We start from the raw sequence: 14,092 nt of genomic DNA on the forward strand, positions 1-14,092 counted from the left end.
CAGGGCTCCACGTTAATTAGTGTGTTGTATTCAAATTAATCCAGCCGGTTGCGGCTCGTCAGGAATCGGTCAGCGGTACGTAGCGATAGGGCCATGATTGTCAGGGCCGGATTGACGCTTAGCGCACTTGGAAAGGTTGAATTATCGCTGATGTATAAATTAGGAATGTCGAATGACTGGCCATCAGCGTTGACTACAGCCCGGTCGCCATTGTTCCCCATGCGACAGGTTCCGATGACGTGAGCATTCCGGGGGAACGCCCAGATATTTTTAGCACCGGCGGCTTCCCAGATCTCTCGCATTACTTTGTTCGCATGCGCTGTCATACGTACCTCGCTTTCTCCATTGGTAAAGTAGACGCGAGGCTTGGGTAGACCACGGACATCTTTCTCCTCCGATAGCTCCATGTAATTATGCTCATAGGGAAGACAGTCGCCCAGAATATTGATGCCTGCTACGTGGTTGTAGGCCGAAGCTGCCCGTTTGAGGTCCTGGCCCCAGAGTCCACGTCCCCGCGCCATCTGCTGCATGTAGGTAACCGGCATCACCCCAATGGACTGAAGCAGGTACCCCCCCACAAAGTCTGCATCGGCAGCACGGTGCATGTCTTCCGAAATCAGCGCGCCGGGAATGCCTTTGTAAGGGCGAATGTCTTCATCAAATTCACCCCAGATCTGTAGGCCAGGGTGCGCCATAACATTACGGCCCACCTGACCACTGCTGTTGGCGAGATTGTTCATAAGCAGAAGTCGTGCTGTTTCAATAGTACCCGCGCAGAGAAACACGTAGCGGCAACGCTGCCGCTCTTCCTGTCCATTACGGATATAAACGACTTCGCTGATTTTGCCGGAAGCGTCGCGGATCAACTGGGTTACGAAACACTCGGGGCGCACTTCGGCGCCTTTGCTGAACGCCAGCGGGATGTACGTTACGTCCATACTGGCTTTGGCCCCTATGTTGCATCCTGCCTGACAGAACCCCCGGTTTGCACAGGCAGGTCGATGCCCGACGCCCTCCTGATAATAGCCCGCTGATAAAGCCGCGTTGGCGGCCGGAGCCGTTTTGATACCGACGTCCTTACAGCCCCGTTCCATAAGCTGGCCGGCACCGTTAATAGGAAGCGGCCCCAGGGGGTACGACCGTTTTCGGGCAGGTCCCCAGGGATACGTGGCTGGACCGGATACACCAATGAAGTGTTCGACTTCGTCGTAGTACTGCGCAATTTCTTCAAAATCAATCGGCCAGTCTTCGCCAACCCCAAACTCGGTTCTGATTTTCAAATCGTCGGGGTGAACCCGAGGGGTATACGCCGTGTAGTGCAGCGTCGAGCCACCCACGCCCGTGCCGGAGTTGTTGCTACCGAAGGGCAGTGGATCTTCTCCGGCGCTTAAGCGTTCATCGTTCCAAAAAAGTTTGTCTTGTGCTTTCTCGTCGGTCGGAAAATCTTTTTTGGGGTCCCAGTACTTGCCGGCTTCCAGAGCCACCACCTTCAGACCCGCACCAGCTAATCGGGCTAGTAGTGGCGCACCACCAGCACCCGTGCCGATGATAACCGCATCGACCGTTTCGTTCGTTGTGTATTGTTTCATAGAATGGCGGAATTACTGGCCGAGTGGTTTAGGTTCACGAGCTTCCAGATCGTTCAACTGAATACGTTGCCAGGTCGGTACGTCGGCCATACCGACATACCCAATCTCTTCTTGCGCCAGTGGATGGCTATAGTAGGCACCAACGGCTTCGGCTAGCATCTCTTCAAAAAACCGTTCGGCAGGAATCTGATCCCAGATAGTACCCGGTGCGTCCGCAGCCTGTACGCGACGGAGTACGTCGTCCTGCTGTTCGCCGGTTAGTTGCCGAAATGGTTGTTCAAATAGGGCTTGTGCGCTTTCGTCAATGCCTTGCAATCCTGTCCGATAAGCATCCCCGTCGGCAGGCATAGTGTCATAACGCCATCCATCTGACTTGTTCCCAGCCAGTCTTTCGTCGATTCCGCCAGCGATGTCGATGGGCTGGGATCGATCTGGTTGGGGTATCAGCCGGTTGCAAATGACCTGAAGTAGTTCTAGCTCGGATTCGGAAAAGAACTGAGGAGCCTGAAGTTGCTTATCAAGCCGTTCGGTAAGAGCCTGGCGAGTAGCGTCGGTAACCTGATCCGTGTTGAGCAGTGCCCGAACGGTTCCATCAGGATAATGATAAAAGGTGTTCATAATTTGTGTATTACGTACTGCTACACACGTTGTTAGCCGACGTACAACCAGTTGTTTTCGTTGATTCGTGTCTGCCCTAACCTAGTTTCCCTCCTGTCACCTCGACAATGCTCCCAGTCATGAAACTACCATCGTTCGATGCTAGCAGCACGTAAGCCGGTGCTAATTCTTCCGGTTGACCGGGACGCGCCATGGCAACCTCGTGGCCAAAGTTCTGCACTTCGTCTTCGGGCATAGTCCCTGGAATATTGGGCGTCCAGACCGGGCCGGGCGCTACGCAGTTGACCCGAATTTTCTTCTTGCCCAACTGGATAGCCAGCGACTTGGTGAAGGCATGAATAGCGCCTTTCGTTGCCGTGTAATCCACTAGAATTGGGTTGCCGACAATCCCGACGATACTTCCTGTATTGACAATAGCATCTCCCTCGTTCAGGTGCGGCAGTGCAGCCTGTGCCATGAAGAAATAGGCAATGATATTGGTATCGAAACTGCGACGGAGTTGCTCTTCGGTAATATCCTCCAGGTTTTGCTGCGCCATTTGAAAGGCGGCATTGTTGACCAGAATATTCAGTTTGCCGTAGTGGTCTACTGTCTGCTTCACGATGTCCTTGCAGGCTGCCGAGCTACGTACGTCGGCCTGAATAACCAGGCAGGAGCCGCCTTTACTTTCAACCAGTCGTTTGGTCTCGTTGGCATCGTCGGTGTTTTCGTTGTATGCAATAGCCACCTTAGCACCTTCCATCGCAAACGCAATGGCTACCGCCCGGCCAATTCCCGAGTCAGCCCCGGTGATGATGGCAACTTTATCGGTTAGCTTGTTAGCGGATTTATAGTTCGACAGGTCACTATCGGGGGCGGGGTCCATGTCCGACTGCTTGGCTGGATAAGGCAACTGCTGTCCAGGCATTTCCTTGGCTTCTGGCCGAAATTCTGTTTGATCCATAACGCGGGTTGAGTATTCGGTAAACAAACGACTTTGTCGAACTGTGGTCACGAAGTCACAGTAATCGTATATTATAAGATTTGTAAACCGCTGTTGTACCTTTTTGTTGTACCTTTTTGTTGTACAAACACGAAAAGAGCCGCTCAGAATTGAGCGGCTCTCTAAGGACACTTATAAAATAGTCTACTTATACACTAGGTATTACATCTCGATCATCGAAATAACGATGCTCTTGTCGGCGTCCAGATCAAAGGCGCTCTGGTCAAAATCCGGCGGCCCCATCAGTACGCTTACGTTCGAGAAGCCGAAGGGCTCGGTAGGCATCATACCCGACATATCAATTTTCTGGTTGTCGTTTAAATCCTGGTACACCCGCACGGCGTAACGCCCTGCTTTCAGACCGTCGAACGTAACGCTGATCTCCCCGGAAGCGGGCACATCTACACTTTTCTGAACGACAGACTGTCCATTGAACGATTTACTATCGTTGGCCAGCCCAATATAAACTTTACCACTCCGCTTGTTCACCCCGGAGAGCGTAACGGTCAGCTTGTGCGTAGCCGTGTCAGCTACCATTCCGCCAGGGTTACCAAAAGAGAACGCACAAACAAAAAGAAGCAGGCTCAGGGTGGTAATGATCGTTTTCATGACTCTGTAGATTTACGTGTTGTTTGATTTACGATTCAAACGTAACGATCCACCCGAGTCCGACCAAATCAAAGGGACGTTTGGCACGATAGCGGGACAAACAGCAATAGCAGGGACGAATAAAATCGCCCAGGGACGCTTGAAAAGCCGTTTTACTCACCTAACGAGCCAAGCCATCCTGCCGAGCGCGGTCACGAATTCGTTGCGCACGGGCCTGGCTATCGGGGTGCGATGACATAAATTGCAGCATCTTATTACTACCGCCCCCGCTCGCCTTGGCCAGTTTTTCAAACGAGGTAGCCAGGGCAATCACGTTATAGCCGTTCCGCTTCAAGAAATTATAGCTGTAATCGTCAGCTTCGGTTTCCTGCTTTCGGCTAAACTTGGCGCCAACCAATTGGTCAGCAATACCACCCACCTGCGACCGGGCCAGCGACCCAACGACCCCCGGTAGGGCAGCCCCACCGTTTCGGATGGCTGACCGCTTGAACGCTTGCTTCATGGCATCGCGCGAATCCTGATTAGCCACGTGACCGATCTCGTGACCAATCACGGCCAGTACTTCCTGATCACTCATCAGGTCCATCAGCCCTTTGAATACCCGTACACTACCGTCAGCCGTGGCAAAGGCGTTTACGTCCTTGACCAGATACACTTTATAATTGATCGGTGTCCCGTTGATCGTCCGAAGTCGGCTAACGATCCGATTCAGCCGCTGGGCGTACGGATCGTTAGGCCCCGCGACAGGATTTTCGGCGTCCATTTTCTGGACGGCCTGTTTGGAGTACGTTGCTACCTGAGCATTCGTTAGTCGGTAGGAATTAGCGAGATCGAGTGCTCCCTGAACCAGATTCCCGGCTCCCTGAGCCATCACTGCGTCAGAAAGTCCAAGTAAGATAAGCGATAAGCCAACGGCTCTTTTTATGATTTGGTATGAAAACATAGCTAGGAATCGATGATATCCCACTATTGACGAACGAAAGGGGGCAAAGGTTTAGGACGAGCCTTACAAATAAAAGACAAGCCACTCATTATTAACCCCTTACCCAAAAACTACACCACGTAACGTCCACGACTTCTAAGGTGTTGGCGCTTCGATATTGAACATGTTCGTTTTTTCCTCGCGCTTCCGAATCCCAAAGTTGTAACGCAGTGTCAGTCCAAATCGGCGGGTATCGTTTCGGCGCAAACCACTCGCTACGACGCTGCCCTGTTGCAACGTAAACCGGTAAAAATTGGTAAAGAGCAGATCGTTTCCAGTCAAGGTAAGCATCAGCTTGTCCTGCATGAATTTCCGGTTGACGCTCACGTTGAGCGTCCCAAAATTGCTCAGCTCGTAGAATTGCAACTGTCCTTTCGTGCGAAAAAACCCGTTGAGCGTAGCCGTCGAGCGTTTGTCGATCTTAAACGAATGGAACGTAAAAAACGTCCAGCTGCCTCGTTTGAAGTTCAACGGTCGGTCTTCGTAAACACCGGAGTATTCGTTGTAATTGTATTGAATCCCGGCCACAAAAAAGTAACGGCTCATCGGTGGCACGGCACCCAACAATCGAAAATAGGTTTCCTTATTCGACCCAAGGTTATCGTACGTACGGTAGGCAATGCTCCGGTTTCGTTGGTCCTGATAGACAACATTCGTAAAAATATCCCGGGTGTAGTTCTGTCCGATAGCGAAGACCGGGCGGTCCTCCACGCTGACGTTCACTTCGTAGTTTTCGGTGAATTGAGGCCGTAACGCCGGATTGCCTTGTTCGTAGAGATACTGATCAACGTAACGGGCAAATGGATTCAGGTATTCGTAGCTCGGCCGGGTGATGGACCGGCGATAGACCAGATAACTCCGTAACTCATAGCCCGCGATCTTAGCCAGCCGCCGACTCAGGTACACGTAAGGAAAGAAGTCGGTGCGGTTAATTCGAAAGGACGTATCGGCTGGTACGCGCTGCCGACCGTCCATGTTTGTATTCTCCACACGAACGCCCCCCTTCAGCAGAAAAGATCCCAGCGTTTTGGACGCCTGCACGTACCCCGCGTTGATATTCTCGCGGTAATCGAACACGTTCGTCCGGAACTGATCCGGCACTCGATTCGGCCCGGTTTGATTGAAGTAAGCCGCATCGCTACTGAACCGTTGCATCGTCGTTTTGACGCCGGTCTCCAGCAGGACCGTCGGAAACAGTTTGTATTTCAGATCGGCCTGCGCGGCCATCAAATGCCGCTGGTTGGTGAACGTACCATCGCCCATTGTACCCGTGCGCTCGGGTAGTAGGTAACGGGTTGAGAAGTCCTGTAGCCCGCGATTACCAATAAAATTGTAAGAAACATCGGTTGTCAGCTCCGAGCCGAGCGTATCGATTTTGTATTTTGTCGCAATTCCCTGGCTGAATGAGAGCACCCGATTGTTATTGCCAACGTAGTTCAGATTGTCAGACAGTAACCGCCCCGAACTGATCTGGCTAATCATGTTGTCGTTGCTGGCGTATGACTTATTCTGGTTCCAGGAAAAGCGCCCGTCGAGGTTAAGATCCCATTTCTTTGATAAGGCAAAGCCAGCCCCGTATCCAACGTAAAATACCTGAGCGGGAAAGGTGGTATACGCATCCTGCCGCAATACCGAATCTGGCGTAAAGTTCCGGCTGCTTTGTATCTGCTCGTACGAGTTTCGATTGGTATAGTTCAGGTTTAGATACGTACTATTACCGTTTCGGGAGTTGTTGATGTTGACGCCCACGAATTGATTACCGAATCGTCCCTGATTGAATCCCGCGTTCACCGAACCCGTCATGCCCAGATTGACGCCTTTTTTCAGGATGATATTCACCACGCCCCCGCTTCCGCTGGCATCATACCGGGCCGATGGCGTGCGCAGAATCTCCATTCGCGCGATGCTGTTCGGCGGCAGACTTTTCAGGATCGAGGCAATATCGGCCGCGCTCATCTTCTGTTCCCGACCGTTGATGTAGATGGTCGCGGGGGTCGTGCTGCTCAGGTATACATTACCGTCGGGATCCAGAAACAGGCCCGGCGTTTTTTCCATGATCTCGTAGGCACTCGTGCTGGTAGCGGCAATCGGCTCGGGATCGACGATGGTTTTATCATCCTCCTGACTCACGAGTGGTTTAGCCGCCGTTACCGATACGCCCTGTAACAGAACGTTGTCCTGTTCCATCACCAGCGTCAGTGATGGCTTTCCCGTCGTGGGCTGCACAACCCGGCGGATAGGTTTGAATCCTACCGTTGTCACGAGCAGCAAATAATTTCCGGCTGATTTGACCTGAAAGCTAGCGGTACCGACACTGTCGGTGATGGCATACAGGCGACGGGTTGTATCCGCTCGATCCGTTAGCTGTAACGTAGCGCCGACGATCGGTTGCCGGTTTGTTTCCTGGACGCGAACACGGAACGGAATGGATTGTGCCTTTAGCGACTGGTGCAGCAGAAAAATTCCCAGCAACGCACAAAGGGAACGGAGAGTAAACATGGAGTTACGGATTTCCCGCAAAGGTACGACAGCCCCAAAATCCACTTTTGACGATCATCCGCCCATACAACCACCCGTACCATACTTTGCTCAACAATCAACTTTTCAGCGGTAATAAACCCCTAATTAAGGGTCAGATTGCCGTTTTTGTTGTAGCGAATTTCCTCTTCAGCCAACATTTGTTCAAGCGTACGGGCCAGCGTCTGCGCGTCGGTTTTGGCAAACTGGTGCGCGAGCTGTTTAGGCGATACGCCCGGTCCGTTCGCCAGGGCGACGTAGGCCCGCACCTCTTCCCGAACGAGAGCGGGCGCTGGATCCTGCTGCTTTTTCCGTTGAATACAGTTGTCGCAGATACCACAGGCTTCGCCGGGTGGTTCGCCAAAATAAGCCTGCAATAAACGCGTACGGCACTGGGTCGGATGCTCGGTGTAAATGATAGCCGCCTGTACTTTACGCATGGCCAGCTCCTTCCGGCGGTTAAGCTCCTGTACGTTTATGGGTAGCGACGGGGCATCGTAGCGGGGCGTCAGAAATGTCAGCTGCGGTTTGTCTTTCTGCTTCTCGTACACAATAACGTCCCGCTGGTGCAACTGATCCAGCAGGTTCGTAATCTCTTCGGGGCCAATCAGAAAGGCTTTCGCCAGCGCCGACTCCGAAATGGTAACGAAGTCCATAAAGGCTTCTCCCCCGTACATCCGCAGCAACAGTTTGATAAATGGATCGAAGCGCGGGTTCATTACCTGAAACTCGTACAGTTGTCGATTATCGAGCGTCAGGGTAAACTTCGATGGACGAAAATACGTCTCGGTCAATTGGATAAAGCCTTCCAGTTGGAGCTGCTTCAGGGCGTAATGCGTTTCCTGGGGCGGCAGACTGAACGTATTCGTAAAGGCATGCAGGTCAAAATCATAGCTGCTAAACTCTCCCCCCCCCACGGGCACCGCCGTGTAATTGGCTAAGGCCTGATAGACCCGGCGAAGCATCGCAACGGGTTGATAAAGCTGCTCGGTCCGAAACGTCAGATTCTCCAGATCACCTTTGGTGTAGAGCATAAGCGCGTAGGCTTTCTGTCCATCACGCCCGGCCCGGCCAGCTTCCTGATAATACGCTTCCAGCGAATCTGGTACGTCAAGGTGAATCACCAGACGTACGTCGGGTTTATCGATACCCATCCCGAAAGCATTCGTGGCCACCATTACCCGCGTCTGGTTCTGAATCCAGGCGTCCTGCTTATCGGCCCGCTGCTGGTTAGTTAGTCCAGCGTGGTAGAAGTCAGCCGAAATATTGTACTGATTTAGCTTGCTTGCCAGTTGCTGGGTTTGTCTGCGGCTACGAACGTAAATAATAGCCGAACCGGGCACGCGCTGTAACACCCGTAACAAACGTCCCTCCTTGTCGCCTTCCTGCATGGCCGAGTACGACAGGTTAGGCCGGGCAAATGTTTGCTGAAAAATCTGCGGCTCCCGCAGAATCAGTTTCTCGATAATATCCTTCCGAACGTCGGGCGTGGCCGAGGCCGTCAGGGCCATAATGGGCGTATCAGGAATCAGCTCCCGGAACTCCGCAATCTGTAAATAGGGCGGCCGGAAGTCATAGCCCCAGGCCGAAATGCAGTGAGCTTCATCGACAGCGAGCAGGCAGACGGTCATCTGCTTCACCCGCTCGATGACAATCTCGGTCCGTAGTCGTTCGGGCGACAGGTACAGAAACTTCGTGTTACCGTAGATGCAGTTATCGAGCGTGGTATCAATCTCCCGGTAGTGCATCCCGGAGTAGATGGCAGCTGCCGGAACGCCCCGCCGACGTAATTGCTCGACCTGGTCTTTCATGAGCGCGATCAGGGGCGTTACGACGATACAGACGCCTTTCATCGCCAAGGCCGGCACTTGAAAACAAATGGATTTACCGCCCCCGGTGGGCATCAGTACCAGCGAATCCTGGCGGAATAGGGCCGTATTGACCACGTCCTCCTGCATGGGCCGGAAGGTAGTATATCCCCAAAACTGCTGTAAAATCTGCCGGACTGTCACTACGTATGGATCGGACTGATAAGGCCGATTGGCTATTTCTATGGCGAATTTACGGACAACAATAGACAAATCGGCCAAGTACTAGTTTTACCTCGTATCTGATCACTCCACAAACTAACAACAAAGACTATGATCCAGAAAGTAATTAAGTCCGATGAAGAATGGCGTCGGATTCTAACGCCTGAGCAGTACCGTGTTACGCGAACGAAAGGCACCGAACGGCCTTTTTCGGGAGAGTACTGCGAAGCTCATGATCCCGGCCTTTACGCCTGTGTCTGCTGCGGCACCGATTTATTTGAGTCCACAAACAAGTTTGAATCGGGTACCGGCTGGCCAAGTTTTACGGAACCAATTGAGCCCGAGCGGATTCGACTGGAAGAAGATCTCAGCTACGGAATGCACCGGGTAGAGGTTCTCTGCAACGTTTGCGACGCCCACTTGGGGCACGTCTTCAACGATGGCCCACCACCCACGGGAATGCGCTATTGCCTGAATTCGGTTGCTCTGGTTCTAAAACGTGCGGCCGAGCAGGTATAATTTTCGCAACAGGCCATCCTTGTGCAACAAATAGCGAACGTCGCTCGTACTATTTATCAGCGCTTACTACTATCTTAGTTCGGCCATCGACACGGTGCCCCGGGATAGTGGGCGCTGATTTATTTTTGTCTTCAGTTAACCCAGTTTTTAATACTTGACATTAACCTCTACCTTTTTCCTGTATGACTTATTGGAAATTGCCGGCCTGGCTTCTGGTAGCCGGATTGCTCCTGACGGGTCCGCTGCTAGCTCAGCGTAATAAGCAGGCGACCGAGCCTGCCTCGTACCAGCAGTTTGTTCGTCAGATGCGCACTGAATATCCTGGTGTCAGAACAATCTGCTACGGCACAGATCGCAATTCGTTCACAACGATCCTGCCTCCGGATGCCTTTCTGAAGAGTCGGCAAAGTCCCAACGCCCGGCAGGCCGCTGCTACGTCTCAGTTTATTGTTTCGTACACAGGTTTCTCCCCGCAGGCGCAGGCCGCTTTTCAGTACGCTGTCGACATCTGGTCGACGCTTATTGTGTCATCTGTTCCCATTCGCATCAAAGCGAACTGGACACGGCAGGCCAGCAACGTACTTGGCTCAGCAGGCCCGACTTCCTACCGGATTGCGGTTAACGGATCGCAGAAAGCAACCAGTTTTTACCCCATTGCGCTGGCCGAAAAGATTTCTCGGACGCAACTAAATGATCCAGACTCGTCGGACATTAATGCGAATTTCAACCAGAACTATAACTGGTATTACGGTACCGACGCGAAACCACCCGCGGGTCAGGCAGATCTGGTCAGCGTTGTCCTGCACGAAATTGGTCACGGACTCGGTGTCATCGGCGGCTTCAGCACGGCTGGCTCATTAGGTAAGTTCTCAGCCGGGTACCCTTTCGTTTACGACAATTTCATCGAAAACAACCAGGGCCAGCGGTTAGTCAATTCGTTTTCTGACAACACCAATGCGCTGTATCGACAGTTGACGGGTGGGGCACTCTACCTCAACGGCCCCATTCTCCGGAAAAATACGGGACAGCGCGCCCGAATTTATGCTCCCGCCACGTTTGCCGCAGCATCAAGCATTTATCACCTGGACGAAGCCACGTATCCGGGGGGCAATATTAACTCGCTGATGACCCCGCAGATTGACAACGCCGAGGCCATTCATACTCCTGGACCGCTTATTTTGAATTTGTTTCAGGATATGGAATGGAAAACAACGTCAGTACTGCACACTCCCTTGGAAGATAGTGAAGATATCAAGGATCTGGTATTCAGGGTGCAGGTTGTTAGTGACACCGTCCTGAATGCCAACTCCATCCGGTTCTTTTACCGAAAAGGTACCCCAACTACTACCGACTCAACCTACACTTCGGTAACCCCAACGCGGGTAGGAAACACCAATGAGTACACCTACACCCTACCAGCTGCTCAAGCACAGGGTGACATCTGGTACTATTTCCAGGCGCAGGACGCTTCGGGTCGCGCGTTCACCAACCCGGGCAAGTTGCCTACTGGCGTTCAGTACGCTCATCGGGTACAGATCGGCCCGGATAACGTACCACCCGTCATTCGATACAGTCCTGACAAGCATTTTATTCTAAATCCGTCGGTAGCAGACAGCCTGCCTATTTACGCCCGTATTTCTGATGACCGGGCCGCGGGTATCGATACGGCCTATGTCGAGTATCGAATCAACGGGGTTGCCCAAACGGGCATTCCGCTTCGCTATAATCCAGCTACATTAATCAACGGATTTGACAGCGTCTACGTTGGTCGTATCCGTTTTGCCGCTAACTCCCTAAAAGCGGGGGATCAGATTACGTACCGAATTGTCGCGCGGGATTCGTCGCGCGCCCGGAACCAGACTGTAAACCCAACCACGGGATTCTATACATTGCCCGTTGTGAGTACGCAGGCAGCCCGCTCTTCGTACACCAACTCATTTACGGCCGCTGGCGCAACGTCCGACTTTGTCAGCTACGGCTTCAGCGTAACCACAACATCTGGTATTACCGATCCGGCGCTTCATTCGGAACACCCGTACCGTAACGGCAGCAACTTTGCTTACCAGGGCAATTATGAGTCGGTGCTGTTAATACCGATCACACTGAAAACGAACCCTGACAGTGCAGTCATTCGCTTCAATGAGGTTGTTCTGGTCGAGCCAAACGAGTCGGGTAGTACCTACGGAAACGATGGCTTCTTCGACTACGTCATTGTGGAGGGCTCAAGGGATAATGGCCGGAACTGGCAGCGATTCCAGGATGGCTACAACTCTAACGACCAGGTCGATTGGCTGAATGCTTACAATCGAGGATTGGTTAACGACCCCACTGCCAGTGGCGTACAGAACTCTACGACTGTTGGCACAACGGCGCTCTACAAACAGCGGGAGATTCAGCTGCTGGGCAACGGATTTTTTCAGGGCGGCAACCAGGTTTTGATCCGGTTCCGACTTTACGCCGATCAGCTCGTTCACGGCTGGGGATGGGCCGTCGACAATCTCCAGATTCAGGTACCACCGCCACCACCGGTTCTGGCCACGGAACCCATCAATAAAGGACGTTTTTCGGTGTATCCAAACCCAGCCAATACGGGATTTGTGCAGCTTGAAGCAGACCTGCCCAAGGCAACGGCGCAGGCCGATCTGGTCGTCACGGGCATGATGGGACAATCCCTAAGACAGCAGAGTCTGAAAGTGGGTGGTACTAAAATCAGTGAACGCATTGATCTAAGTACGTTGCCAACGGGCCTGTACGTATTACGATTGACAGCGGGCGATGCTGTACTGACCCAAAAAGTGATTCTGACGCGCTAAACCAGAAGGCGCTTGTTGAAAGCGGACTGTTGGCCGTACGTTTGTAGAAACGTCGCCGATAGTCCGCTTTTGCATGACCAGACCTTTCCTCATCCTATTGACCGGCTTAGTGCTGGTCGGCTGCTCGCCCGCCCGACGCCTAAATCGCGATCTGCGCAAACTACCAGTTTATACCGATCATAGTCTGGGTGTGGCGCTCTACGATCCCGCCAAAAAGAAGCAACTGATCCAGTATAACGCCGATATTCCTTTCGTACCGGCCTCCAACACGAAGCTGTTTAGCTTTTACGCTGGTCTGCTGGGCATTTCGGACTCCTTGCCGACGCTTCGTTACGTTATCCGACAGGATTCGCTGATTTTCTGGGGAACGGGAAACCCGCTTCTGCTTCATCCCGATTTACCGGACACATCAGCGCTGGCGTTTTTACGTAGTCGACCAGAGCGCTTGTTTTTTGCGGCTAATAACTACTTGGGGCCTCGTTTCGGACCGGGCTGGGCCTGGGATGATTATAACGACGACTATTCCGCGGAGCTAGCGCCCCTGCCTTTGTACGGCAACGTTGTTCGCTTCAGTAAGCAACGAATACACCCGGCTCTTTTTCAGGATAGCATTCGGGTTTGGGACTTGGCCAGTAGGCAGACTAGTGTACGCCGGTCAGAGTTTTCAAATGCGTTTACGCTGCCCAATACAGGTATTATCAGCAACCAGGACATTCCCTTTCGGTGGTCACCGGAATTGGCGGCCCGGCTGTTGAGTGACACGCTCCACCGGCCCGTCGGACTGGTTTCTTACCCGATTCCGGCGAATGCCCGACTACTGCGTGGCCTTTCTGCTGACTCGCTCTACAAGCGAATGCTGTTTGTCAGCGACAATCAGTTTGCCGAGCAGGTGCTGTTTATGCTCTCCGCCGAGCGCCGGTTCGACAAACTAGATCCAGACCAGTCTCGACGTTGGGTTGCCGATAGTGTCTTACGTTACCCGGCGGCAAAAGCCAAATGGGTAGACGGTTCGGGACTATCACGCTACAACCTGTTCACCCCCAACGTACTGATCGATCTACTAGGCCGTATCGCGGCCAAAGTTCCGCGCCAACGCCTGTTTGCTCTTTTACCGGCTGCCGGGCAGTCGGGTACGTTACGTTCGATGGGCACCAGTCAGCGACCGTACGTGTACGCCAAGTCAGGGTCCATGAGTGGCGTTTATAACTTGAGTGGCTATATCATAACGAAACGCAATAAACTGCTCTATTTCAGCATCATGCATAACAATTTTACGCAGCCTGTCGGCGAGATGCGGAAGCGCACGACCGACTTACTAAAGCAAATTCACGAGCATTTTTGAGCATACCGCTGCCGCCCGCCGGGCAAACAACTCGGCTTGAATATGGTTGGGGTGGAGTAGCTACGTTTGGCTACTACAACCTGTATAACTC

The 14,092-nt window shown here is 52.7% G+C and carries 10 protein-coding genes; 3 read left to right on the forward strand and 7 right to left on the reverse strand.

Annotated elements, in window-relative coordinates:
* Positions 1-35: 35 nt before the first annotated feature.
* From ACYVAD_RS24620 to ACYVAD_RS24650, 7 genes are all read right to left on the reverse strand, one after another.
* On the reverse strand, positions 36-1,589 hold the full coding sequence (locus ACYVAD_RS24620) for a GMC family oxidoreductase (protein WP_461142206.1): 1,554 nt from the start codon (positions 1,587-1,589) through the stop codon (positions 36-38).
* A gap of 12 nt (positions 1,590-1,601) precedes the next feature.
* The gene (locus tag ACYVAD_RS24625; RefSeq protein ID WP_461142207.1) at positions 1,602-2,207 is read right to left on the reverse strand and encodes a gluconate 2-dehydrogenase subunit 3 family protein; all 606 of its coding nucleotides are present in this window, start codon (positions 2,205-2,207) and stop codon (positions 1,602-1,604) included.
* Between the two features lie 76 nt (positions 2,208-2,283).
* Positions 2,284-3,150, reverse strand: a complete 867-nt coding sequence (locus tag ACYVAD_RS24630; protein ID WP_461142208.1) for an SDR family oxidoreductase — start codon at positions 3,148-3,150, stop codon at positions 2,284-2,286.
* Between the two features lie 201 nt (positions 3,151-3,351).
* Positions 3,352-3,798 carry a DUF2141 domain-containing protein gene (locus tag ACYVAD_RS24635; RefSeq protein WP_461142209.1) on the reverse strand — a complete coding sequence of 149 codons (447 nt, stop codon included), beginning with the start codon at positions 3,796-3,798 and terminating at the stop codon, positions 3,352-3,354.
* A gap of 160 nt (positions 3,799-3,958) precedes the next feature.
* On the reverse strand, positions 3,959-4,741 hold the full coding sequence (locus tag ACYVAD_RS24640; RefSeq protein ID WP_461142210.1) for a M48 family metallopeptidase: 783 nt from the start codon (positions 4,739-4,741) through the stop codon (positions 3,959-3,961).
* Positions 4,742-4,876: 135 nt separating this feature from the next.
* Positions 4,877-7,279: a TonB-dependent receptor gene (locus ACYVAD_RS24645; RefSeq protein ID WP_461142211.1), complete on the reverse strand. Its 2,403-nt coding sequence runs from the start codon at positions 7,277-7,279 to the stop codon at positions 4,877-4,879.
* Between the two features lie 122 nt (positions 7,280-7,401).
* The gene (locus ACYVAD_RS24650; RefSeq protein ID WP_461142336.1) at positions 7,402-9,309 is read right to left on the reverse strand and encodes a RecQ family ATP-dependent DNA helicase; all 1,908 of its coding nucleotides are present in this window, start codon (positions 9,307-9,309) and stop codon (positions 7,402-7,404) included.
* Positions 9,310-9,438: 129 nt separating this feature from the next.
* Between ACYVAD_RS24650 and msrB the strand changes: the two genes are divergently transcribed.
* The 3 genes from msrB to ACYVAD_RS24665 all read left to right on the forward strand — a co-directional run bounded on the left by msrB (position 9,439) and on the right by ACYVAD_RS24665 (position 14,001).
* Positions 9,439-9,846 carry a peptide-methionine (R)-S-oxide reductase MsrB gene (gene msrB, locus ACYVAD_RS24655; RefSeq protein ID WP_461142212.1) on the forward strand — a complete coding sequence of 136 codons (408 nt, stop codon included), beginning with the start codon at positions 9,439-9,441 and terminating at the stop codon, positions 9,844-9,846.
* Positions 9,847-10,028: 182 nt separating this feature from the next.
* Entirely contained in the window at positions 10,029-12,659 is a 2,631-nt protein-coding gene (locus ACYVAD_RS24660; protein ID WP_461142213.1) for a T9SS type A sorting domain-containing protein, read from the forward strand.
* 73 nt (positions 12,660-12,732) lie between these two features.
* Positions 12,733-14,001: a D-alanyl-D-alanine carboxypeptidase/D-alanyl-D-alanine-endopeptidase gene (locus ACYVAD_RS24665; RefSeq protein WP_461142214.1), complete on the forward strand. Its 1,269-nt coding sequence runs from the start codon at positions 12,733-12,735 to the stop codon at positions 13,999-14,001.
* Positions 14,002-14,092 lie beyond the last annotated feature (91 nt).

It is taken from the genome of Spirosoma pomorum (assembly GCF_054776615.1).